At 71.0% G+C, this 21,622-nt stretch carries 18 protein-coding genes; 8 read left to right on the top strand and 10 right to left on the bottom strand.

The genetic code is table 11. The features are described 5' to 3' along the window. Positions 1-8: 8 nt before the first annotated feature. From AB0E62_RS10060 to AB0E62_RS10050, 3 genes are all read right to left on the bottom strand, one after another. A complete protein-coding gene (locus AB0E62_RS10060) occupies positions 9-2,597 on the bottom strand; it encodes a Pls/PosA family non-ribosomal peptide synthetase (RefSeq protein WP_362190608.1) in 2,589 nt (862 codons plus the stop codon). 275 nt (positions 2,598-2,872) lie between these two features. Beyond that, positions 2,873-3,466 carry a hemerythrin domain-containing protein gene (locus AB0E62_RS10055; RefSeq protein WP_362190606.1) on the bottom strand — a complete coding sequence of 198 codons (594 nt, stop codon included), beginning with the start codon at positions 3,464-3,466 and terminating at the stop codon, positions 2,873-2,875. A 10-nt stretch (positions 3,467-3,476) separates the two neighbouring features. Then, positions 3,477-4,676: a hypothetical protein gene (locus tag AB0E62_RS10050; RefSeq protein ID WP_362190604.1), complete on the bottom strand. Its 1,200-nt coding sequence runs from the start codon at positions 4,674-4,676 to the stop codon at positions 3,477-3,479. A 226-nt stretch (positions 4,677-4,902) separates the two neighbouring features. Between AB0E62_RS10050 and AB0E62_RS10045 the strand changes: the two genes are divergently transcribed. Beyond that, positions 4,903-5,622, top strand: a complete 720-nt coding sequence (locus AB0E62_RS10045; protein ID WP_362190602.1) for a DUF2071 domain-containing protein — start codon at positions 4,903-4,905, stop codon at positions 5,620-5,622. A 27-nt stretch (positions 5,623-5,649) separates the two neighbouring features. Continuing rightward, complete coding sequence (locus tag AB0E62_RS10040) at positions 5,650-6,276, top strand: hypothetical protein (RefSeq protein ID WP_362190600.1); 627 nt, start codon at positions 5,650-5,652, stop codon at positions 6,274-6,276. A 372-nt stretch (positions 6,277-6,648) separates the two neighbouring features. On the opposite strand, the gene AB0E62_RS10035 is transcribed toward AB0E62_RS10040, so the two are convergent. The 3 genes from AB0E62_RS10035 to AB0E62_RS10025 form a co-directional block, all read right to left on the bottom strand. After that, complete coding sequence (locus AB0E62_RS10035) at positions 6,649-7,491, bottom strand: carbohydrate ABC transporter permease (protein WP_362190598.1); 843 nt, start codon at positions 7,489-7,491, stop codon at positions 6,649-6,651. Further along, positions 7,488-8,447 carry a sugar ABC transporter permease gene (locus tag AB0E62_RS10030; protein ID WP_362190596.1) on the bottom strand — a complete coding sequence of 320 codons (960 nt, stop codon included), beginning with the start codon at positions 8,445-8,447 and terminating at the stop codon, positions 7,488-7,490. The genes AB0E62_RS10035 and AB0E62_RS10030 overlap by 4 nt, the downstream gene beginning before the upstream one ends. A 228-nt stretch (positions 8,448-8,675) precedes the next feature. Next, positions 8,676-10,010: an ABC transporter substrate-binding protein gene (locus tag AB0E62_RS10025; RefSeq protein ID WP_362190594.1), complete on the bottom strand. Its 1,335-nt coding sequence runs from the start codon at positions 10,008-10,010 to the stop codon at positions 8,676-8,678. A 267-nt stretch (positions 10,011-10,277) separates the two neighbouring features. Here AB0E62_RS10025 and AB0E62_RS10020 point away from each other — a divergent pair, with 267 nt between their 5' ends. Both AB0E62_RS10020 and AB0E62_RS10015 read left to right on the top strand, forming a co-directional pair. Beyond that, complete coding sequence (locus AB0E62_RS10020; protein ID WP_362190592.1) at positions 10,278-12,713, top strand: glycoside hydrolase family 2 protein; 2,436 nt, start codon at positions 10,278-10,280, stop codon at positions 12,711-12,713. Further along, a complete protein-coding gene (locus AB0E62_RS10015; protein WP_362190590.1) occupies positions 12,710-13,741 on the top strand; it encodes a LacI family DNA-binding transcriptional regulator in 1,032 nt (343 codons plus the stop codon). Before AB0E62_RS10020 ends, AB0E62_RS10015 begins: the two co-directional genes overlap by 4 nt. A 72-nt stretch (positions 13,742-13,813) precedes the next feature. Here AB0E62_RS10015 and AB0E62_RS10010 read toward each other — a convergent pair whose 3' ends face one another. Continuing rightward, positions 13,814-15,160: a cellulase family glycosylhydrolase gene (locus AB0E62_RS10010; protein ID WP_362190588.1), complete on the bottom strand. Its 1,347-nt coding sequence runs from the start codon at positions 15,158-15,160 to the stop codon at positions 13,814-13,816. A 391-nt stretch (positions 15,161-15,551) separates the two neighbouring features. Here AB0E62_RS10010 and AB0E62_RS10005 point away from each other — a divergent pair, with 391 nt between their 5' ends. Next, complete coding sequence (locus AB0E62_RS10005; protein WP_362190586.1) at positions 15,552-16,157, top strand: lytic polysaccharide monooxygenase; 606 nt, start codon at positions 15,552-15,554, stop codon at positions 16,155-16,157. A 208-nt stretch (positions 16,158-16,365) separates the two neighbouring features. Here the strand turns inward: AB0E62_RS10005 and AB0E62_RS10000 are convergent, their stop codons facing one another. Both AB0E62_RS10000 and AB0E62_RS09995 read right to left on the bottom strand, forming a co-directional pair. Continuing rightward, entirely contained in the window at positions 16,366-16,806 is a 441-nt protein-coding gene (locus AB0E62_RS10000; RefSeq protein ID WP_362190584.1) for a nucleoside deaminase, read from the bottom strand. Then, a complete protein-coding gene (locus tag AB0E62_RS09995) occupies positions 16,803-17,615 on the bottom strand; it encodes an LLM class flavin-dependent oxidoreductase (protein WP_362190582.1) in 813 nt (270 codons plus the stop codon). The genes AB0E62_RS10000 and AB0E62_RS09995 overlap by 4 nt, the downstream gene beginning before the upstream one ends. A gap of 93 nt (positions 17,616-17,708) precedes the next feature. Between AB0E62_RS09995 and AB0E62_RS09990 the strand changes: the two genes are divergently transcribed. Both AB0E62_RS09990 and AB0E62_RS09985 read left to right on the top strand, forming a co-directional pair. After that, on the top strand, positions 17,709-18,158 hold the full coding sequence (locus AB0E62_RS09990; protein WP_362190580.1) for an Lrp/AsnC family transcriptional regulator: 450 nt from the start codon (positions 17,709-17,711) through the stop codon (positions 18,156-18,158). 370 nt (positions 18,159-18,528) lie between these two features. After that, complete coding sequence (locus AB0E62_RS09985) at positions 18,529-18,846, top strand: hypothetical protein (protein ID WP_362190578.1); 318 nt, start codon at positions 18,529-18,531, stop codon at positions 18,844-18,846. A gap of 88 nt (positions 18,847-18,934) precedes the next feature. Here the strand turns inward: AB0E62_RS09985 and AB0E62_RS09980 are convergent, their stop codons facing one another. Beyond that, positions 18,935-20,464, bottom strand: coding sequence for a UDP-N-acetylglucosamine 1-carboxyvinyltransferase (locus AB0E62_RS09980; protein ID WP_362190576.1), 1,530 nt, complete (start codon positions 20,462-20,464; stop codon positions 18,935-18,937). A 197-nt stretch (positions 20,465-20,661) separates the two neighbouring features. On the opposite strand from AB0E62_RS09980, the gene AB0E62_RS09975 reads away from it, so the two are divergent. Then, positions 20,662-21,528: an AraC family transcriptional regulator gene (locus AB0E62_RS09975; RefSeq protein ID WP_362190574.1), complete on the top strand. Its 867-nt coding sequence runs from the start codon at positions 20,662-20,664 to the stop codon at positions 21,526-21,528. Positions 21,529-21,622 lie beyond the last annotated feature (94 nt).

Below are 21,622 nucleotides of genomic sequence, written 5' to 3'. Positions count from 1 at the left end.
GGCCTTCCTCACCTGGTGGCGGCAGCGGCGGCGTCGGTCTTCTTCACGGCCAGGTCCGGCGGGGGCGACCCGCCGCCGGCCTCCGGCATGTCCACGGCGGGGTTGCCGCCCCACCGGGCGTCCGGGGGCACCTCCTCGCCCTTCATGAGGAAGGAGTCGGCGGCCAGCACCGCGCCCTCGCCCATGGTCACGCCGTAGTGCACATGGGCGGCGACGCCCAGCGTGCAGCGGGCGCCGAGGGTGATGCCGGCGGACTTGAAGGTGCCGTCCTCCTGCGAGTGGCACTGGATCTTGCTGCCGGCGTTGAGGGTGCACTCGTCGCCGACGGCCGCGAGGGTCCGCTCGGTCATGTAGCAGCCGTCGTCGAACACCCGCTTGCCCATGCGCACCCCCAGCAGCCGCCACACCAGGCTCTTGAAGGGGGTCCCGTTGAAGATGTTCAGGTACTGCACCGGGACCTTCCACAGGCGCTCGTGCAGCCAGAAGGTCGGGTCGTAGATGGAGCACAGCTGGGGCCGCAGCGGGCGGAACCCGGTCATGCAGCGCTCCACCAGGACGTAGTACGCGGTGGTCAGCGCCAGTGTCACCGCCAGGTACAGGGCGATCACCACATGGCCGGCCGCGCCGTACAGGTCGACGGAGACCAGGGCGAACAGCGTCAGCAGGAAGACGTGCAGCCAGCGCGCGAACAGCATCCACCCCATCGACAGCAGGTTGTACCGGTTCTTCGCACCGAGACGGCGGCGCAGCTCCTCGCCCGCGCGCAGATGGTCGAACCGGGCGTCGCGCTCCACCGAGCGGGGGATCTCGAAGCACGGCGAGCCGAGCAGCCCGACGTCTCTGCGCACCTCGCCGTCGAGCGGTACCAGCACCTTGGTCGCCAGCAGGCAGTTCTCGCCGGTCCGGCCGCCCGCCGGATAGGCGATGTTGTTGCCCAGGAAGTTGCGCGGCCCGATCGCCACCCGGGACAGCCGGAAGGACGTGGCGGAGTACTCGGCGTTCACCACCGACAGCCCGTCGGCCACCATCGTCCCGGTGCCCACGCTCACCAGGAACGGCGTCTCGTGCTGCACCTCGGTGCCGAAGTTCGACCCGGTCTGCTCGACGCGGGAGAGGTCGTAGCCGATCCTGCGGAGGTAGTACACGATGTACGAGCTGTCGCCGAACAGCCAGGTGAAGAACTTGATGTTGGTGATGCGGGCGGCCACCCGGTGCAGCGTGTAGTGCAGCCCGTACAGCGGATAGACCCGGTCGGGCCGGACCAGCAGGCGCAGCAGCCGCGGCACCGTGTACAGGGCGACCAGCCCCGCGCCCACGAAGCCGAAGAACAGGACGAGCGAGACGGCCAGCGCGTCGGGGATCAGCTCCGGCCGGCTCAGCACGGCCGTCTGCGGATCCAGCCGCTTGCCGATCGCCGGCAGTCCGGTGAACACCATGTACACCCCGCCGAGGACGATCGGGAGGTACACGAACAGCAGTTGCAGCAGTGTGGCGGTGCCGAACCAGGCCCGGCGCAGGGTGCCGCAGCCGGCCGGCGGTACCCGTACGTGGTCCACCTCGGTGGGCTCCGCCGGGGAGCCGTGCCAGCGCGCCCCGTCCGGGACCGCCTGGCCGCGGTGCAGCGCGGAGGAGTGGCCCAGCTGGGCACCGTCGCCCAGCGAGGTGTCGATCTCCAGGACGGTCTTCTCGCCGACGAACGCGTCCCGGCCGATGGTCACCCGGCCGGTCTGGATCCGGCCCGCGTACGCCCGGTAGCACTGGAAGAAGGACTCCTTGCGGATCACCGTGCCGGCGCCGATCGTCAGCAGATCGGTGCAGACCGGGACGGAGCGGGAGAGGATCGTGACGCCTTTTCCGATCCGCGCGCCGAGGGCCCGCAGATACAGCACGTACAGCGGAGTGCCGACGAGCAGCACCATCGGATTCGCGTGCAGCAGCACCTTGACGAACCAGAACCGCGCGTAAGCCAGTCCCCAGAGCGGAAACTCGCCCGGTTTCCACCGGCCGACGAGAATCCATTTCGCGAGCACCGGAAAGGCGCACAGCGCGAAGAACGCGATGCTTCCGAACACCAGCGAGCGCAGATAGACCCCGCCCGGACCGGTGGCCTCGGAGATCCACTCGTAGCCGCCGGCGGTGATGTATCCGTACACGAGGGAATAGACCAGGAAGACCAGCAGCTGGAACGCCCCGCACAACCGGTGGTGCAGCGGATTCACCCGGGTCGCCGGGACCGGTTCCGGTACCCGCGCGGGCACGGGCGCGGTGTCCGCCGGGGCGTCGCCGTCGGGCGGGGCCGGGGCGAGGGCCTCGGCCAGCTCGCGGATCGTGGGGTGCCGGTAGATGTCCCGTATGGAAGGCGAGGGCAGGTCCGGTATTTTCCGCAAGCGGGCGCAGAACTGGGCCATGACCAGGGAATTGGCGCCCAGATCGGTGAAGAAGTGGCTGTCGGCCGGAACGTGCTCGGCCTCCACGAGTTCGGCCAGAGCCGCCGCGAGTTTCCTCTCGGTCTCCTTTCTGGCCGGACCGGTGTCGCTCATGGTGACGGCGGTTTCGTCCGGCCCGGATATATGGACCTCGGAGGACTGCTCCACCATTCGATCTCCTGAGGGACGTGTGGATCGCCTGTGCCGTCCGGATCTCTGTCGATCACGAACCGCCGTTTTCAGTCTGGCGAGCCGGACGGCACCCTGCCACTCAACGGAGACCGCCGCGCCCGCCCGGAAAGCGGCCCCGGCCCCGCCACCCTCCGGGTTCCCGCACCGGTGCCACCCCGCGGTTCACCTGATCGGCGGGCCCCGGACGCAGTAACGACGGCCGGGGCCGGTCCCGACGGGACCGGCCCCGGATCGCGCACCGGGCGGTGCGGCGGTCAGCCGTCCTTGCCCATGGTCCTGCGCACCAGGTCCTTGGTGCGGTCCATCAGCGCGGCCACCGGCCCGAGCGCCATGTTCTTCGCCCCGGACTCCACCCCCGGATGGGGGTGCGTGGGAGCCATGGCCTCGGCGGCCTTCACGGCCTTGGCCATGGCGGCGAGGTTGGTGACATCCGTGCTGCGCCGGATGTGCGTGAACTCGTAGCGCTCCTCGGCCCGCGCGTGCTCCTGGACGTCCGTGCGCAGCCGCATCAGCCGCGGCAGGAACTCCGGGTCGTCGGTGTCCGTCCCGTCCAGCGCGGCCAGCGCCTCCTTGGCGGCCCGCTCCTCCGCCAGCCGGTCCCGGACGACCTCCTCGCCGCCGGGCACCCCGTGCCGCACGAAGGGGTGGACGACCTCCTCCTCGGCGGTCTCGTGCACGGCCAGCAGCCGCACCAGCCGCCGGAACGCGGCGCGCCGCTCGTCCCCGGCCGCCGCCTCGACCTCGTCGAAGAGGTTCCGGATGTCGCCGTGCTGGCGCATCAGCAGCGCCACCACGTCCGTGTCCCGCGCCCCGTCGTCACCGGCCCGCGGAGTGTGCAGCTCGCTCATGTCCGCCCCCTCACTTCTCGCGCAGACGGGGGTCGGGGTGCTCACCCTCGGACTCGACGCGGTACTCGCGGCCGAACATCGCGTCGTGCTCCGCCATGACCCGCTCGCTCGGCGGCTCCTCGCCGCCGTGGATCCGCTCCTGCATCTTCTGGAACCGCTCGTGCGCCTCGCGCACATAGCCCGCGCCGAGCGTGGTCAGATCCATCTGGGTGTCCAGCAGGTCCCGCAGGAACTGCTTGTTCGGCTCGAAGGTGAGCACGTTCGGCAGCTCGGGCGCGAGGACCTCCTGCGGCTCCCGGCCGTCGTAGCGGCGCATCAGGTCGCAGGCCGTGTGCAGGTGCTCCAGCTCCATGTTCAGGTGCAGTTCCCAGACCGCCTTGACCTTGGGGTCGCTCTCCTGCTCCATGAAGGACCAGTAGAGGTAGCACTCGTTGTACTCGTGGTTGACCAGCTGCTCCCACCAGGTCTCGCCCGGGTCCACCAGGGACTCGTAATGGGTGACGTGCTCCTCCTCGATCAGCCCGATCTCCTGGTACAGCCGGCGCGCGATCGGCTCCATGTAGGTGGGGCCGGTGTTCATGTAGAAGTTCATGGTCTGCTGCTCGGCCGACATGATCGTCAGCGCGTGCAGCTTCGACAGCGGGCTCGTGGCCGTCGTGTCGTAGGGGTCGCGGACGTTGTCGTACGGGTCGCGGTGGTGGAACTTCGTGGGGCGGCCCGGCATGACCTCGGTGAGGTTGTCGACGATCGACTCCGCCTTGCGGTGCTCGATCATCTCGTACAGGTTCGCGTACCGGTACAGGTGGTCGAAGTCCTCCAGGACCCCGAACTCGTACGCCTGCTTCAGGTACGGGTCCGGCTCCATCCGCGCCACCCACGCCGTCAGGTCCACCGCGACCTGCTCGTACGCGATGGTGGTCTCCAGCACCGAGGACACCCCGGGCAGCAGCCAGTTGACGACCTTCTGCTGCTGGGCCTCGATGTAGCGGGTGCGGGCCAGCTGCCGCTTGACCTCCGGGTCGGCGGTGTTGCGGGCGAGCTGGTGGCTGAAGAGGATCGCCTCCACCTCGATGCCGTTCATGGTGATGACACGACAGCGGGTGTACGGGTCACAGCGGTCGGGGTCGATCGGCTGCACGTCGAGCTCACGCCAGTTGCGCACCTGACGGTCCAGCGGGATGCCCCGCTGCTCCAGGGGGTTGAAGGTCATGGAGGCCACTCCTGTGACGATTCGGGGGCGGGGAGGTACCGCCGCCGCACGTCATGCGAGCGCCAGGGCACCCCGCTCATGTTTCGGCCACGCCGTCCTCGCGGCCACCGTCCGCGCCCGGACGGGTCGCGGGCTTCCTTCCTTCGTGCAAGTCCCTGGGCTGTTCGCCCGGTCCCGGGCCGTCCGCGCCTCGTTTCCGCCGCGTGCGCGGGGGCACCCGGGCCCCGTGGTGGCGTACGGGGCGGAACAGCGGGTGCGGCTGCCGGCGCTGCGGGCGGGCTGGATGACGCAGACGTTCGTCCACTGGGCGTACCCGGTGGAGGCGGTGCGGGCGCTGGTGCCCGAACCCCTGGTGGTGGAGGAGTACGAGGGCAGCGCCTGGGTCGGGTTCACCCCGTTCGTGATGGCCGGCGTCCGCCCGGCCGGCGTACCGGCCCGGGCACCCGGGCTCCCGGCCTTCGCGGAGACCAACCTGCGGACCTACGTCCGGCACCCGAACGGCCGGGACGGGCTGTGGTTCCTCTCCCTGGAGGTCGCCTGCCCGCTCATGCTGGGGGCGCGGGCGTACGGCGCGCCGTACCGCCCGGGCGCCCTCCGGGTCACCCGCAACGGGCGGACCGTCCGCTACGCGGGCCGCAGCCGGCCGGGCCGCGCCTCCTACCGGCTGGCCGTCCGCCCCGGCGACCCGATCGAGCGGCCCACCGAGCGGGACGTCTGGCTGACCTCGCGCTGGCGGGCGTACACCCGCCGGGCCGGCCTGCTCTGGGAGACGCCGGTGGAGCACGAACCCTGGCCGCTGGCCACCGCCACCGTCGAGGAACTGGAGGAGAACGTGACCACCGAGGCGGGTCTGCCGGCCCCCGCCGGCGAGCCCGTCGTGCACTTCTCGGACGGAGTCAGGCATGTGCGGATGGGTGTCCCGGTGCCCTGCTCGCGGGCGTCCTGAGCCCGGACGCGCCGGGGGAGTCCCCGGATGAGCCGGGCCGTGCGCCGCCGGACGCTGCGCTCCGAGGGCTGGATCGCGGGCCTGGGCACGGCCTCCGGCACGCGGATCGTGCTCGGCCACTGGCAGCGGTCGCCGTTCGGCCCGTTCAGCGACGTGATGCTGGAGCACCCCGACGGCGAACGGCTGCTGCTCGCACCCACCCGGCAGGCCGCGGACTTCATCGCCGGAACCTACGTCTTCGACACCGTACGGGTCGTACCGGTGCGGGTCGGCGTGGCGGACGGCACCTGGACCGTCACCGCGGGTCCGCTCCGGCTGCGCTTCGTCACCGGACGGCGCCGGCCGCTGGGCCTGCTGCTGCGGGCCGTGCCCGGCGCGCTCGCCCGCCGCCCGGCGTGGAGCGCGCTCACCGACCGGCCGGCCCGGCTGCTGATGCCCGGCGTCCGCACCCGCGGCAGCGCCGGGGCGGGCCGCCGCGAGTGGTACGGCGCCCGGGACCTGCGCGCGGTCCGCGCCGTGACCGCCTCCCTGGACGGCGTCGACCTCGGCGCCCCGGCCCCGGTCGAGCCGCCCGTCCGCTTCGGTTTCGGTTCGGTGCCCCGGCGGCCGTCGCTCACCCGGATCACCACGACGGTGCGGCTCGCGACCGGATGAGGAACGCCCGCCGGGATCCCGGCAGGCCCCGCGGAGGCAGGCAGCGCGGACGGGACACGGGACCAGGAGGCCGGGCGCGGCCTGGCGGTGGCGCACGGCGCCTTCAACGTGGTGGGCGGGCTGTGGCCGCTGGTGCGCCTGGGCAGCTTCGAGCGGGTCTTCGGGCCGGAGACCGACGTGTGGCTCCTGACGACCACGGGCGGGCTGCCGGCCTGCTCCGGCCTCGCCCGGCCGGCGGCGGCCCCGGATGCCGGCGGACCCGCCCACGCCCGCCGCATCGGCCTGGGCACGGCACCGACCGTGCCGGCCGTCGACCTCGTCCACGTCCCCCGGGGACGCATCCGTACGACGTACCTCCTGGACGTTTGCGGGTCACTTCGTCGCGCCCTGGGCGAAGCCGTTGTAGATGTAGCGCTGGAGGAAGAGGAAGACGGCGAGGGTGGGCACGATGACGAGGATCGTGCCGGCCGAGATGTTCTCCCAGTGCGCCCCGAACGGGCCCTTGAAGCGGAACAGGGCGGTGGAGATGGTGCCGAGGTCCTCGGACGGCATGTAGAGGAAGGGGATGTAGAAGTCGTTGTACACGGTGATCCCCTTGATGATGACGACCGTGGCGACGGCCGGTTTCAGCAGGGGCAGGATGATCTTCCAGTAGATGGTGAGGGAGTTGGCCCCGTCCAGGCGGGCGGCCTCGTCCAGCGACACCGGGATGCCGCGGATGAACTGCAGGAAGATGTAGACCGACACGATGTCCGTGCCCATGTAGAGCAGGATGGGCGCCCAGATGGTGTTGAACAGCCCGAAGCTGTTGACCACTTGGAAGGTCGCGACCTGGGTGGTGACCCCGGGCACCAGGGTGGCGATCAGGAACAGCGCCATCACGGGCTTCTTCAGCCGGAAGTGGAAGCGGTCGATGGCGTACGCGGTCATCGACCCGATGAGCACCGTGCCGGTGATGGAGAACAGCAGGATGACGCCGGTGTTGACGAAGGCGGTCAGCATCTTGCCGTCGCGGAACGCCGTCACGTAGTTGCCGAAGTTCAGCCAGTCGCCCGGCAGCGACAGCGCACCGCCGTCCGCGACCTCCTCGGAGGTCTTCAGGGAGGTCAGGAAGACGACGGCCAGCGGGACGAGCACCACCAGTGAGGCGACGATCAGCGACAGATAGGTCAGCGCGGGGCCGATCCGGCGGCGGGCGGGCAGGGGCGTGGTCATACGAGGTCCACCTTCTCGTCGGGCACGAGGCGGCGCTGGATCCAGGTGATCAGCAGGATGATCAGGAGCAGGACGACGGCGGCGGCCGAGGCCAGGCCCGTCTTGTTGAACTGGAAGGCGAGCTTGACCGTCTGGATGACGAACGTCGTCGTGCCGGTCGCGCCGCCGGTCATGATGTAGGGGATCTCGAACACCGACAGCGAGCCGGAGACGGCCAGGATGACGCTCAGGCTCACCACCGGCCGGATGCTCGGGGCGATGATGTGCCGGAACTGCTGCCAGCGCGAGGCCCCGTCGAGCTGGGCGGCCTCGTACAGCTCCGCCGGGATCGACTGGATCGCGCCGAGGAACAGCACGAAGTTCAGGCCGGTGAACCGCCAGACGGACACCCCGGCCAGGGAGGTGTTGGCCGACTCGGGATCGCCGAGCCAGGCGTGGTCGGAGCCGGCGCCGAACCAGGACAGCACCGAGTCGAGCGTGCCGCCGTCCTGGAAGAAGTACAGGAAGACGAAGCCGATGGCCACGCCGTTGATCAGGTAGGGGAAGAACAGGATCCCCTTGAACAGGTTGCGGAACCTCAGGTCGAAGCTGAGCACGGTCGCGAAGTACAGGGCGATCACGATCTGCACGGCCGAGGCGGCGAGGTAGTAGAAGCTGACGAAGAACACCCGGAACAGCTCGGGCCGGGTGAAGATCTGCTCATAGTTGTCGACGCCGGTGAAGTGGCGGTCGGGACTGACGCCGTCCCAGTCGGTGAAGCTGTAGTAGATCATGTTGCCCACGGGCACGTAGGTGAACGTGACCAGCAGGGCCAGGGGGACGGCCAGGAACAGCCAGGGGGTCAGGCGGCGCAGCAGGCGGCCGCCGCGGCCGGCGCCGTGCGGGGCGGGCGCGCGGCCGGGTGCTGCGGCGGGGCGGGGCACCTTGGCGGGTGCCGTACGGGTCGTCTCGGTCATCTCGGCCTTCCGTCTTCGCGGGTGATACGGCGGCGGGCCCCGCCCGGCGCGGACGCGACCGGCACCGGCGTCAGGTCCGGTTCGGCACCGGCACCGGTTACGGCCGGCGCGGGTCCTGTGCGTCCGGCCGGGTCCGGCGCGGTGCCGGTACGTCCGGCCGGGTCCGGCGCGCTCACGGGCGGCGGGCCCCGGCGCGGGGCGCGTACGGGCGGCGGGGCCCGGTGCCGGTCAGGAACCGGCGGTGCGCGCCGCCTCGTTCCACCGCTTGTCCAGCTCCGCGAAGTAGCCGTCGAGGCTGCCGTGCTGGGCGCCGCGCGCGAGGTCGATCAGCTTCTGGCGGTAGTCGGGCTTGTTCAGACCGATCTCGGCCGCGTTGTCGATCGCGTTGACCTCGCCGGTCTTCGCCTCGGAACGCTCCACGAAGCTGACATCGTTGTCAACGAAGTCCTTCAACGTGGCGGGCATGGCGGCGGACTTCAGGGTGGGGACGGCGCCCTCCTTGGCCGAGTAGCCCGACTTCTGGGTGAACCAGTCGATCCAGGCCCGCGCCGCCGCCTTGTGCGAGGAGTGGGCGTTGACGGCCTGCTGGTAGTCCGAGGCGACGACGGCGCAGTACTTGCCGTCCTTGCGCACGGGGAACGGCATGAAGCCGATGTCGTCCGGGTCGGTGCCCGCCTTCTCGGCCGCGTCGCGCATCTGCGTGATGGCCCAGGAGCCGAGCTGCATGGTGGCGACCTTGCCCCGCGCGATCAGGCCCTTGGACGCCTCCCAGTTGGTGGTGCTGGGGTCCTTCTCCGACAGCCCGCCCTTGACGATGTCGTGGAGCAGGGAGTCGATCGTGCGCAGTTCGCCGCCCTTCCGCCAGGGGGAGACGGCGCCGGCGAGCTTGTCGCCGGCCTTGGCGTCGCAGGTGACGGAGCCGATGTCGTTGCTCCAGGCGGTCAGCGGCCAGCCGTCCTTGAAGTTGGTGTAGTACGGCAGGGCGTCCGTCTTCGCCTTGACGGCCTTCAGGTCGGCCAGGAACTGCTCCGGGGTGGTGGGCCAGGCGGTGATGCCGGCCTTCTTCCAGACGGGCTTGTTGTAGACGAAGCCGTTGGCCGTGCCGAACTGGGCGATGCCGTAGACCTTCCCGCCCACCTCGGTCTTGTCGCTGAACCGGTAGGTGCCGCCCAGTTCGGCGGCGGTGCCCAGCGGGGCGAAGAACTTCGGGTAGTCGTTCTTGGCCACGGCGGCCGGGATCATCAGGACGTCACCGTAGTCGTCGGTGTTCATCCGGATCTTGACCTCCCCCTCGTAGTCGGTGAGGGCCTCGAACTTCACCTTCACCTTGGGGTAGACCTTGTTGAACTCCTCGGCGTACCGGGCCATCGTCCCGTTCTGGACGAGGTCGGTGCGGTGGGTGAGGACCTTGATCGTGCCCGAGGCGTCGGCCGGGTCGGCAGGTGCCTTCGCCGTCTCACCGGAGACCGTGCCCCCGCCGCTGCATCCCGCGACGGTCAGCACCGCGGCGGCCAGCAGCCCCCCGCGCCACCGACGCCCCGCGAACGTCGTGTTCTTCCCCATGTGCCCAGCTCCTCCAGGATTGCGGCTCAGCTCTGCGAGTGGGATGTCGGCACTATGTCAGCCGGGTGTGAACCGGTAAAGCTGTAATTTCCAGCGCGATGCGCAATCGTTACCGTCGGGAGCGCCGCGCGTTGCTGACGTGCGGGTTCACTTCGCACTCATTACGGTGGCGTAACTAGACCGGTTTATGGACAGCTTGCGATCAGCACGTTAGGTTGTGCGCCGTTGTCCGTCGACCGGCCTGAGTCAGGCGATTGGAGCCGCACCATGAAGGACGTCACCCAGCTCACCGGGGGCTGGAGCCTGCGCCACGGGGAGGAGTTGCTGGCGGCCCGGGTGCCCGGGTGCGTGCACACCGACCTGCTGGCCGCCGGGGTCATCCCGGACCCCTTCGTCGCGCGCAACGAGACGGACGTCGCCTGGGTGGGGCGCCGCGCCTGGACCTATGTCCGCCGGCTCGACCACGACAGCGCCCACGAGCGCACCGACCTCGTCTTCGACGGCCTCGACACGGCCGCGTACCTCACCCTCGCGGGCCGCCCCCTCGGCACTACCCGCAACATGCACCGCACCTACCGCTTCGACGTCACCGGACGCACCGGCGACCTGGAGGTCCGCTTCGCCTCCGCCTACGACGAGGCGGCGGCCGTCCGCGCGGTGACGGGCGAGCGGCCCAACGTCTATCCCGAACCCTTCCAGTACATCCGGAAGATGGCGTGCAGCTTCGGCTGGGACTGGGGGCCCACCCTGGTGACCGCGGGCATCTGGCGGCCGGTCCGGCTGGAGCACTGGTCCACCGCCCGCCTCGCCGAGGTGCGCCCCCAGGTCACCGTGGCCGAGGGCACCGGCCGCGTCGAGGTGCGGCTGCGCGTGGAGCGGACCGAGCGGGGGCGGGACCGGCGGCTGCGGGTCACGGCAGAGACGGCGGGCGTGCGGACCGAGGCCGAACTGACCGGCGACGAGGCGGTCCTCGTGCTGGAGGTCCCCGGCCCGCGCCTGTGGTGGCCGCGCGGATACGGCGAACAGCCCCTGTACGACCTCGACATCACCCTCGGCGACGACAGCGGCCCGCTCGACACCTGGCACCGCCGGATCGGCTTCCGCACCGTAGAGCTGGACCGCTCCGCCGACGCGCACGGCACCGGCTTCACCCTCGTCGTCAACGGCGTACGGATCTTCGCACGAGGCGTCAACTGGATCCCCGACGACGCCTTCCCCTCCCGGATCACCCCCGAGCGCTACCGCACCCGCCTCGCCCAGGCCGCGGACGCCGGGGTCGACCTGGTCCGGATCTGGGGCGGCGGCATCTACGAGGACCACGCGTTCTACGACACCTGCGACGAACTGGGCCTGATGGTCTGGCAGGACTTCCTGTTCGCCTGCGCCGCCTACCCGGAGGAGCAGCCGCTGCGCGGGGAGATCGAGGCCGAGGCGCGCGACAACGTTGTCCGGCTGATGCCGCACCCCTCCCTGGTGCTGTGGAACGGCAACAACGAGAACCTGTGGGGCTTCCGCGACTGGGACTGGGAGGGCCCGCTCGCCGGGGACTCCTGGGGCGAGGGCTACTACCTGGGCCTGCTGCCCCGGGTCGTCGCCGAACTCGACCCCACCCGCCCCTACACCGCGGGCAGTCCCTGGTCCGGCTCCTGGGACCATCACCCGAACGACCCCGCCCACGGCACCCACCACTCCTGGGAGGTGTGGAACCGCCAGGACTACGCCGAGTACCGGGCGAGCGTGCCGCGCTTCGTCGCCGAGTTCGGCTGGCAGGCACCGCCGGCCCTGGCCACCCTGCGCCACGCGCTGCCCGGCGAACCCCTCGCGCCCGACTCCCCGGGGATGCTGCACCACCAGAAGGCCGAGGACGGCAACGGCAAGCTGAACCGCGGCGTCGCCCGCCACTTCCCGCTGCCCGAGGGCGACTTCGACCGCTGGCACTACCTGACCCAGCTCGTGCAGGCCCGCGCCGTCGCGGCCGGCATCGAGCACTGGCGCTCGCACTGGCCGGTGTGCGCGGGCACGGTCGTCTGGCAGCTCAACGACTGCTGGCCCGTCACCTCCTGGGCCGCCATCGACGGCGACGGCCGCCCCAAGCCGCTCTACCACGAGCTGCGCCGCGTCTACGCCGACCGGCTGCTCACCCTGCAACCGGACCCCGCCGGTCTGGTCCTCGCCGCGGTCAACCAGGCCGCCACCCCCTGGCATCCGGCGGTGACCCTGCGGCGACTGGACGCCGACGGCAGCACGCTCGCCGAGGCCGTGGTGGAGCCGGTCGCGGGGCCCCGTTCCGTCGCCCGGATCCCGGTCCCCGAGCACCTCGTACCGGACCCGCGGACGGGGAAGGAGTTCCTGGTCGCGGACGTGGAGGACGCCCTCGGCCCGGACGGGGCCGACAGCGCGGACGGGCTGCGCGCGCTGTGGTTCCCCGTCCCCGACAAGGAGTTCGCCTACCCCGGCCCCCGGTACGACGTCAGCCTGGAGCCCGTACCCGGACCGGGGGATAGAGTCGATGTCGTGGTGAGCGCCCAGACCCTCGTCAGAGACCTTCTGCTCCAGCCCGACCGGCTGGGTCCGGCCGCCGTCTGCGACCGCGGCCGGCAGACCCTCCTGCCCGGTGAGCGCACCCGTATCCGGGTCGAGGGCTGCGGGCCGGTCACCGTGGACGCCGTCAAGGCCGCCCTGTTCTGTGTGGACCTCGGGTGAGCGGTACCGGGGATCGCGTCACCATCAAGGACGTCGCGGCGCGGGCCGGGGTGTCCAAGGGAGCGGTCTCGCTCGCCTTCAACCACAAGCCCGGCGTCTCCGAGGCCACCCGGGAACGGATCTTCGCGGTGGCCCGGGAACTGGGCTGGGCCCCCAGCGCCACCGCGCGCAGCCTGTCCAGCCAGCGGGTCGACATCGTCGGGCTGGCCCTGTGCCGGCCCGCCCGGCTGCTCGGCCTGGAGCCGTTCTACATGGACTTCATCTCGGGCATCGAGAGCGTCCTGGCGGAGCGTTCCTGCTCCCTGCTGCTGCGGCTGGTGCGGGACCTGGACGAGGAGATCGCGCTCTACAAGGAGTGGTGGCGCGGCCGGATGATCGCGGGCGCGATCCTGGTGGACTTCCGCGAGGACGATCCCCGGGTGCCCGCCCTCCAGGGGCTGGGCATGCCCGCGGTCGCCGTCGGCCACCCCTGCCTGACCGGCACGTTCCCGGCGGTGTGGACGGACGACGCGTCGGCGGTCGCCGAGGCCGTCCGCTATCTGGCGGCCCTGGGCCACCGGCGCATCGCCCGGGTCGGCGGCCCGGCCGACCTGGGACACAGCGTCATCCGGGCCCGCGCCTTCGCCGACACGACCCGGGAGCTGGGCCTGGAGGAGGCGCGGCAGATCGCCACCGGCTTCGACGAAAAGGAGGGCGCCCGGGCCACCCGCACCCTGCTGCTCGCCGCGGACCGGCCGACCGCGATCGTCTACGACAACGACATCATGGCGGTCGCCGGGGCGGGCGTCGCGGCCGAGATGGGCTTCACCGTCCCCGACGACCTCTCGCTGCTCGCCTGGGACGACTCCCAGCTGTGCCGGATCACCCACCCGACCCTGTCGGCGATGAGCCACGACGTGCACCACTTCGGCGCCGAGGTGGCGCACGTCCTGTTCGAGGTGGTCAACGGCACGCACACCGGCGGTCGTCAGGCGCCGACGCCGTCGCTGACCCCGCGCGGTTCGACCGCGCCCGCGCCGGCGGTCTAGGCCGGCGCCCGCAGCACGCACGTAAGGGCCGCGTCCGCCGGGGACGCGGCCCTTACGTGCACCGACCGGTGACTAGCCCTTCGCGCAGGTGCCGCCGTTGAGGCTGAACGCGGCCGGGACGCCGTTGGCGGTGCCGGACGAGCCGTTGAAGCCGAAGCTCACGGAGCCGCCGGCCGGGATGGTCTCCGTCCAGGACTCGTTGGTGGCCCGCACTTCCTTGCCCTGCTGCACGGCCTTGGCGTTCCAGACCGAGCCGAGCCTCTGGTCCCCGGGGAAGGCGAAGGCGAGCTGCCAGCCCTTGACGGCCGTCGTACCGGTGTTGCGGATGGTGACGTCCGCGTTGAACGAGGTGCCCCAGTCGCTGAGGCGGTAGTCGACCGAGCAGCTCGTGGGCGCGGGGGTGCCGCCGCCGTCACCGAAGACCCCGGACTCCTTGGCCGTCTGCTGGATGCCGTCGGCGCCGGAGAACAGGCGCCGCCCCCAGGCGGTCAGGCGCGTCGCGTCGAACCCGGTGGCCATGTCCAGGTACTCGACACCGCCCCCGTTGCCGCTCCAGGACCAGCCGAGGTACCCCACACCCAGCCGGCGCGCGGTGGACATGATGGCGTCCTCGTCCGGATCGCCGTCCGAGTGCATGTCGCCGAATTCCCCGACGACAATGGGGAGACGCTGGGCGATGAACCGGTCAAGGTAGCTGCTGACCTTGTCGGCGGTGTTGAACACGCCGTACATGTGGATCGAGAACACGGTGTTGCGCTGGGGGTCCGCGGCGAATACCTCCGCGGCGTGATCGCGCATGGTGTAGGACCAGTCCTGGCCCCAGTTCGGGGCGTCCACCATGAGGGTGTGCCGGAATCCGGCCGCCCGCATCCGGGCCACGGCGTTCGCGGTGTCGGACGTCCACGCCGCATAGCCGGAATTGCCGTAGGGCTCGTTCCCGATGTTCAGGATGACGTATTTCTCCTGGCCCTGTACCGCGTCCTTGACGCCGGTCCAGTAGTCGACGGCGCGGGCGAGGGTGGCGGCCCCGGCCTGTTCGCCGTAGCCGGTGGTGTCGTGGGCCTCCAGGACGCACACGAGCCGGTTCTGCTTGCACTGGGCGACGACGGCGGCGACGTCCGCGGTGTCGTTCCGGGTCCAGCGGTCGCCGGTGGCGAGCACCACGCGCACCGAGTTGGCGCCGAGGGCCTTGATGTCCTTCAGTGCCTGCGCGGTCCTGGTGGGGTACCAGGTGTGCGCGTGGTTGACGCCCCGCAGGACGAAGTCGGCGCCGCCCGCGTCCAGCAGCCGCCCGTCGGCGACATGGAACCCCGGGGCCGCCTGTTCCTGTGCCTGTGCGTGCGCCGAGGACGGTGCGGCCAGTAGCGAGGCGGCGAAGGCCAGCAGCGCTCCCGCCGCGGTGGCCAGTCTCATTCTCATCTCTGCTCCCCAAGTGGTGGCGCGTGCGGCCGGTGCGCGAGGACGTGCGCGATCCGGTCCGGAATTCCGCTGCGAGGAAGGGCATTCATGGCTGACCCGCCGGAAAAGGAGTGGCGTGAAATGCCTTCGTCGGCGGCTGGAAGAGAGGCTAGAACGAGACATTGAGAGTGACAACCATCTGAGCGAAACCGGTTAAGTTTAGCTGGAGTTCAGTTGTCGCGGCGTGCCGCGGCGTCCTGGCGGGGGCGGGCGCGGGGGGCGGACGACGTCCGAGACAAGGGGCGGCGCATTGGTATGGACATGTTCAAGCGGCCGCCCTAGCCTGGGGTTGGTCTAGACCAAGGCTCGGTTCGGTTCATCCCACTCCCCACACGTTCCGAGGAGCGGCTACATGCGCACCAAGGCCAAGCTGTACGCGGCCGTATTAGGCCTCACCACCGCCGGAGCGCTCACCCTGTCCACCGGGGGCGCGAGCGGTCACGGCTACACCGACCTCCCCATCAGCAGGCAACTGCTCTGCGCCGACGGCACGGTGCGGGGCTGCGGCGAGATCCAGTGGGAGCCGCAGAGCGTCGAGGGCCCCAAGGGCTTCCCGGCCGCCGGCCCGGCGGACGGACAGCTCTGCTCCGGCGGCGAGACCCGGTTCGGCCAGCTCGACGGCGCCCGCACCCCCCGGGGCACCGAGTGGCCCACCACCAAGGTCACCGGTGGCCAGAGCTACACCTTCCGCTGGCAGTTCGAGGCCCGGCACGCGACGACCGACTTCCGGTACTACGTCACCAAGCAGGGCTGGAACCAGGGCCACGCCCTGACGCGGGCCGACCTGAACACGACCCCGTTCCTGACGGTCCCCTACGGCGGCAAGCAGCCGCCGGCCACCCTCAGCCACAGCGGCACCCTGCCGACCGGGCTGAGCGGCCACCACGTCATCCTCGGCGTATGGACGATCGCCGACACGGGCAACGCGTTCTACGCCTGCTCGGACGTCACGTTCTGACCCTGACCCCCGCCCACCCCTGAGCCACCGGCCCGTCCGCCGGGCCCAGGCACCGCACGACTCCGCCGCACCCGCCCCCGGTCCGCCGCATCACGGGCCGGGCGGGGTGCGGCGGAGACGGTGGGTCAGATGCCGCGTGTCGCGGAAGAGACCAGCCGGCGCGGTGAGCCGCTGCGACTTCGGATGCCGGACGGACTGCCGGTCGTGGTCATCGCGTGGGCCGATAGTAGGCCGCCACGGGGACGCACGCCTCGTCGTGGAGGGCCGGACCGTCCTGCGGCACCGTAGGCCAGGCGCCCGACGACGGATTGAGCGCGACGAGTTGCTCGGTCGACAGCGCGTGGACGACCCGGCCGATGCCGGAGCGGACGATACCGCCGTGGCACATGCCGCACGGCTGGCAGCTGGTGTACATCGTGGTACGGGCAGCCGTGTCCGGGTCGAGTTCGCGGGCCGCCCAGCGGGCGAGCTTCAGTTCCGGATGGGCCGTGATGTCGTTGTCCCGCCGGACCGTGTTGTGGGCTTCCGCGAGCACGGTGCCGTCCGGTCCGGCCAGCAGGGAACCGTACGGCGCGTCGCCCAGGGTGACCGCGTGGGCGGCGATGCCGATGGCGCGCCGCAGCAGGGCCTCGTCGGCCGAAGTGATCATGATCGAGTGCTCCAGTGGGTGGCCACGAGGGTGAGTGCCCGCCATGCCGCGTCGGGCCGACGGGTCTCTTCCGGGTCTCCGTGATAGGGGTCGAGTACGACGGTGTCCGCGCCCAGCAGGCGCAACTGGTCGAGATCGTCGAGGATCTGTTCGACGGTGCCGACGCCGGCGAGCCGGTCGGCGGCGTCGACCGGTGCGTCGGTGACACGCAGGGCGATGCGGGGCGCGAACCCCGGCAGCGCGTGCCGTCGCAGGACCGCGCGCATGTGGGGGAGGGAGAGCCGCAGCGGGTGCCAGGCGTCACCGAACCGCACGGCGCGCCGCAGGGCCGCCTCGCTGTGGCCGCCGACCCAGACCGGGACGTCGCTCTCCTCGCCCCCCGCCTTCCTGGCCTGCCGGAGGACGGCGAGACAGTCGTCCGTCAGCCGGCCGCGCGCGGTGAACGGCACGCCCAGCGCCTCGAATTCCTGCCGGGCCCAGCCGACGCCCACCCCGAGGACGAAGCGGCCGCCGCTCAGCCGGTGGAGGCTGGCAGCCATGCGGGCCACCAACAGGGGATGCCGGTACGGCAGGACGAGCACGGTCGTGCCCAGCCGCACCGTGGTGGTGAGACCGGCCAGCCACGACAGGGTGGTGAACGGCTCGTGGAACGGCTCCGGGTAGCGCTCGGCCACGTCCGGGGTGACCGCCACATGGTCCGACACCATGAGGACGCCGAGGCCGAGACCCTCCGCGAGCCGCGCCCATTCACGCAGGATGCCGGGATCGGTCCCCGGGCCGAAGTTCGGTACGTTGACGCCGAGTTGCATGCCCCGAGACTATGCCGGTGATCATGGCGCGCGGAACGGGAACCTCCCTGCGTAACCGCCGTCTCTCCGTGATTCTGCTGGTACTTTCGCCGCATGGCCGGGAATCTTGACCACGTCGACTGGGCGATCATCGAACAGCTGCAACGGGAGGCCCGCGTCTCCCTCAGCGAGCTGGGCCGCCGCGTGAACCTCAGCCCGTCGGCCACCACCGAACGCGTCCGCAACCTGGAGGCCGCGGGCGTCATCACGGGCTACCGCGCCGAGATCGACCTGGCCAGGGTCGGCTACCCCGTCCTCGCGGTCGTCCGCCTCAAATATCCGGGCAACCGCCACGAACCGCTGCGCCGCCTCCTCGCCGAACGCCGCGAGATCCTGGAGTGCCTGCGCACCACCGGAGACGACTGCTACACCCTGAAGGTGGCCGCGACCTCCATGGAACACCTGGAGACCCTCATGGACGAACTCGCCGGCTTCGGCAGCACCACCACGAGCGTCGTCTACAGCCAGACCCTTCGCTACCGCGGCCCCATCGCCCCGGACTGAACAAGTCCGAGGCGAAAGCGCCGGGTTGTTCGCGAGGAACCGGCCGGAGTCGGCGCGCCTGGCGCGAGCGGCCCCGGCACCCTGCCGGATCTGCGACAGATCGACATCGGTGGCGCGCCGATCACCTCACCTTTCCGCCGCCGGCCCAGCCCTCGCCCAGCGACAGGACAGGGAACCTTCAGGTGATCATTCGACGCGGCCACCGGAGCCGCCGTCACCCGGGTGTGTGTCGCGCACTCGGCGTGTGCACAGCCGGGTGGGGTGTGAGCACTGGCCTACCCGGGCCATGGTGAGCGACGGGTGTAGGGCGGAGGCTGTCAGCCATCAACGCGAGGCCATCCACGCACCCACCAGAGAGAAGGCACCTCTCATGAGATACAGCCGTCGCATAGCGATAACGGCTGCGGCCTCCGTGGCCGCCATGTCGTTCCTCACCGGACAGGCACTCGCCACCACGGGCCACGCCACCGGCACCTTCTACTACACCGACCTGCTCGGCGGTAACCAGCAGGTCGTGAACCCCGAACTCGGCACCTGCAAACTCGTGTCCGTGCTCGGCACCAGCGTGAGCAACCAGACGAACGCCACCGCGGTGCTCTACACCGACACCAGTTGTGCGCTCCTCGCCAACCCGGTCTCTCCCGGCAGCACCGTCACCTTCGTCTTCAAGTCCTACCGCTTCGTCTGAACGGACCGACCCGAGCCCCGGAGAGGCCGCCGCCCCCTTGCCTGACCCGCCAAGCAGCAGGAGGGCAGGGGCGCGGCGGCATCGGTCATCAGATGTCGCGGAAGATCTCGATCTGCGCCCCGATCGAGTTCAGGCGTTCCGCCAGGTCCTCGTAGCCGCGGTTGATGACGTAGACGTTGCGGAGTACGGACGTGCCCTCCGCCGCCATCATCGCCAGCAGGACGACCACCGCGGGGCGCAGGGCCGGCGGGCACATCATCTCGGCCGCGCGCCAGCGGGTCGGGCCCTCGACCAGCACCCGGTGCGGGTCCAGCAGCTGGAGCCGGCCGCCGAGGCGGTTGAGGTCGGTCAGGTAGATGGCGCGGTTGTCGTAGACCCAGTCGTGGATGAGGGTCTTGCCCTGCGCGGTGGCCGCGATGGCCGCGAAGAACGGGACGTTGTCGATGTTCAGGCCGGGGAACGGCATGGGGTGGATCTTGTCGATCGGCGCCTCCAGCTTGGAGGGGCGGACCGTGAGGTCGACCAGGCGCGTACGGCCGTTGTCCGCGCAGTACTCGGGGCTGCGGTCGTGGTCGAGGCCCATCTCCTCCAGGACCGCCAGCTCGATCTCCAGGAACTCGATCGGGACCCGGCGCACCGTCAGCTCCGACTCGGTGACCACGGCGGCGGCCAGCAGGCTCATCGCCTCGACCGGGTCCTCGGAGGGGGAGTAGTCGACGTCGACGTCGATGTTCGGCACGCCGTGCACGGTGAGCGTGGTGGTGCCGATGCCCTCCACCTTGACGCCCAGGGCCTCCAGGAAGAAACACAGGTCCTGGACCATGTAGTTGGAGGAGGCGTTGCGGATGACCGTGACGCCGTCGTGGCGGGCCGCGGCCAGCAGCGCGTTCTCGGTCACGGTGTCGCCGCGCTCGGTCAGCACGATCGGCCGGTCCGGGCGGACCGAGCGGTCCACCTGGGCGTGGTACTGGCCCTCGGTGGCCGCGATGTCCAGACCGAACCGGCGCAGGGCGATCATGTGCGGCTCGATGGTCCGGGTGCCCAGGTCGCAGCCGCCGGCGTACGGCAGCTTGAAGCGGTCCATGCGGTGCAGCAGCGGGCCGAAGAACATGATGATCGAGCGGGTGCGCACGGCGGCCTCCGCGTCGATGGCCGCCATCTCCAGCTCGGCGGGCGGGACGATCTCCAGGTCGACGCCGTCGTTGATCCAGCGGGTGCGCACGCCGATGGAGTTCAGTACCTCCAGCAGGCGGTACACCTCCTCGATGCGCGCCACCCGGCGCAGCACCGTGCGCCCCTTGTTCAGCAGCGTGGCGCACAGCAGGGCCACGCACGCGTTCTTGCTGGTCTTGACGTCGATGGCACCGGACAGACGGCGGCCGCCGACCACGCGCAGATGCATCGGACCCGCATAGCCCAGGGACACGATCTCGCTGTCCAGGGCTTCACCGATTCGGGCGATCATCTCAAGGCTGATGTTCTGGTTGCCGCGCTCGATGCGGTTGACCGCGCTCTGGCTGGTGCCGAGCGCCTCCGCGAGCTGCGTCTGAGTCCAGCCCCGGTGCTGCCGGGCGTCACGGATGAGCTTGCCGATGCGTACGAGGTAGTCGTCTGACATGACCTTGAGGCTATCTCAGATATGAGATGGCGCTCGCCAGGGGGGTCCGTTCGGGTGATGACATGACCATCTGTCAGCCGGTTGGCGCAACGTGCCGGGGCGACCGGCTCCGGCACCCGACCGGGCCGGGCACAGGATGTCGGGTCCGGCAGGGTGGTGCCTTCCTAACGTGAGAGAGCAAAGGGAAGGAGGCCGGGGTGCTGGAGAGGCTCAACCAGGCCATGGAGCACATCGAGTCGCATCTCGACCAGCCGATCGAGGTGGCCGAGCTGGCGCGTATCGCGGTGACGTCGGAGTACCACTTCCGCCGGCTGTTCTCCGCGCTGGCGGGGGTGCCGCTGTCGGAGTACATCCGCCGCAGACGGCTGACCGTGGCGGGTGCCGAGGTGCTCGCCGGCGAGCGGACGCTGATGGACGTCGCGACCCGCTACGGCTACGGCTCGGGGGAGGCCTTCGCCCGCGCGTTCCGCGCCGTCCACGGCGTGGGGCCGGGCGAGGCGCGGCGGACCGGTGCGGCTCTGCGCTCCCAGCCCCGGATGTCCTTCCGTCTCATCGTCGAAGGGAGCAGCAGCATGCGATACAGGATCGTGGAGAAGGACGCCTTCCGCGTGGTCGGCAGGAAGGCCCGCGTCCCGCTCGTCCACGAGGGGGTCAACCAGGCGATCGCCGGGTTCGTCCGGGGGATCGGCCCGGAGACGCTCGGGCGGATCGCGGCACTGTCCGACCAGGAGCCGGAGGGGATCGTCGGGGTGAGCGACCAGCTCGACCCGAGCCGGGCCGAGGGCACCGAACTCGACTACTACCACGCGGTGGTGACGAGTGCCGAAGCCCCCGAGGACATGGACGTCCTCGCGGTTCCGGCGGGCACGTGGGCCGTCTTCGAGAGCTCCGGCCCCTTCCCCGAGACCCTCCAGCACCTGTGGCGGGACGTGTTCACGCAGTGGTTCCCGTCCAATCCGTACCGGAGCAGGCCGGGCCCCGAGATACTCCGGGTCGGCCCCGTACGGGACCAGGCACAGGCGGACGCCACGCTCTGGATCCCGGTGGAGCGCGCCTCCGCCTGACCGGACGCGTCGCGGCCGGCCGGGAGCGGTCCGGGCGGCCGCGACGCACCGCGAGCCGTGCCGGGGGCACCTGGCACGGCTCGCCCGGGCGAGG

The organism is Streptomyces sp. NPDC038707 (assembly GCF_040636485.1).
In the GTDB taxonomy this organism is placed as follows: domain Bacteria; phylum Actinomycetota; class Actinomycetes; order Streptomycetales; family Streptomycetaceae; genus Streptomyces.
Note: the sequence above shows the minus strand (reverse complement) of the source record. Positions and strands in the feature narration are given on the sequence as shown.

Bases quoted from the DNA above. Each gene is read 5' to 3' on its own strand.
- AB0E62_RS10060 (WP_362190608.1), bottom strand. From the start codon at position 2,597: ATGGTGGAGCAGTCCTCCGAGGTCCATATATCCGGGCCGGACGAAACC.
- AB0E62_RS10055 (WP_362190606.1), bottom strand. From the start codon at position 3,466: ATGAGCGAGCTGCACACTCCGCGGGCCGGTGACGACGGGGCGCGGGAC.
- AB0E62_RS10050 (WP_362190604.1), bottom strand. From the start codon at position 4,676: ATGACCTTCAACCCCCTGGAGCAGCGGGGCATCCCGCTGGACCGTCAG.
- AB0E62_RS10040 (WP_362190600.1), top strand. From the start codon at position 5,650: ATGAGCCGGGCCGTGCGCCGCCGGACGCTGCGCTCCGAGGGCTGGATC.
- AB0E62_RS10035 (WP_362190598.1), bottom strand. From the start codon at position 7,491: ATGACCACGCCCCTGCCCGCCCGCCGCCGGATCGGCCCCGCGCTGACC.
- AB0E62_RS10030 (WP_362190596.1), bottom strand. From the start codon at position 8,447: ATGACCGAGACGACCCGTACGGCACCCGCCAAGGTGCCCCGCCCCGCC.
- AB0E62_RS10025 (WP_362190594.1), bottom strand. From the start codon at position 10,010: ATGGGGAAGAACACGACGTTCGCGGGGCGTCGGTGGCGCGGGGGGCTG.
- AB0E62_RS10020 (WP_362190592.1), top strand. From the start codon at position 10,278: ATGAAGGACGTCACCCAGCTCACCGGGGGCTGGAGCCTGCGCCACGGG.
- AB0E62_RS10010 (WP_362190588.1), bottom strand. From the start codon at position 15,160: ATGAGAATGAGACTGGCCACCGCGGCGGGAGCGCTGCTGGCCTTCGCC.
- AB0E62_RS10005 (WP_362190586.1), top strand. From the start codon at position 15,552: ATGCGCACCAAGGCCAAGCTGTACGCGGCCGTATTAGGCCTCACCACC.
- AB0E62_RS10000 (WP_362190584.1), bottom strand. From the start codon at position 16,806: ATGATCACTTCGGCCGACGAGGCCCTGCTGCGGCGCGCCATCGGCATC.
- AB0E62_RS09995 (WP_362190582.1), bottom strand. From the start codon at position 17,615: ATGCAACTCGGCGTCAACGTACCGAACTTCGGCCCGGGGACCGATCCC.
- AB0E62_RS09990 (WP_362190580.1), top strand. From the start codon at position 17,709: ATGGCCGGGAATCTTGACCACGTCGACTGGGCGATCATCGAACAGCTG.
- AB0E62_RS09985 (WP_362190578.1), top strand. From the start codon at position 18,529: ATGAGATACAGCCGTCGCATAGCGATAACGGCTGCGGCCTCCGTGGCC.
- AB0E62_RS09980 (WP_362190576.1), bottom strand. From the start codon at position 20,464: ATGTCAGACGACTACCTCGTACGCATCGGCAAGCTCATCCGTGACGCC.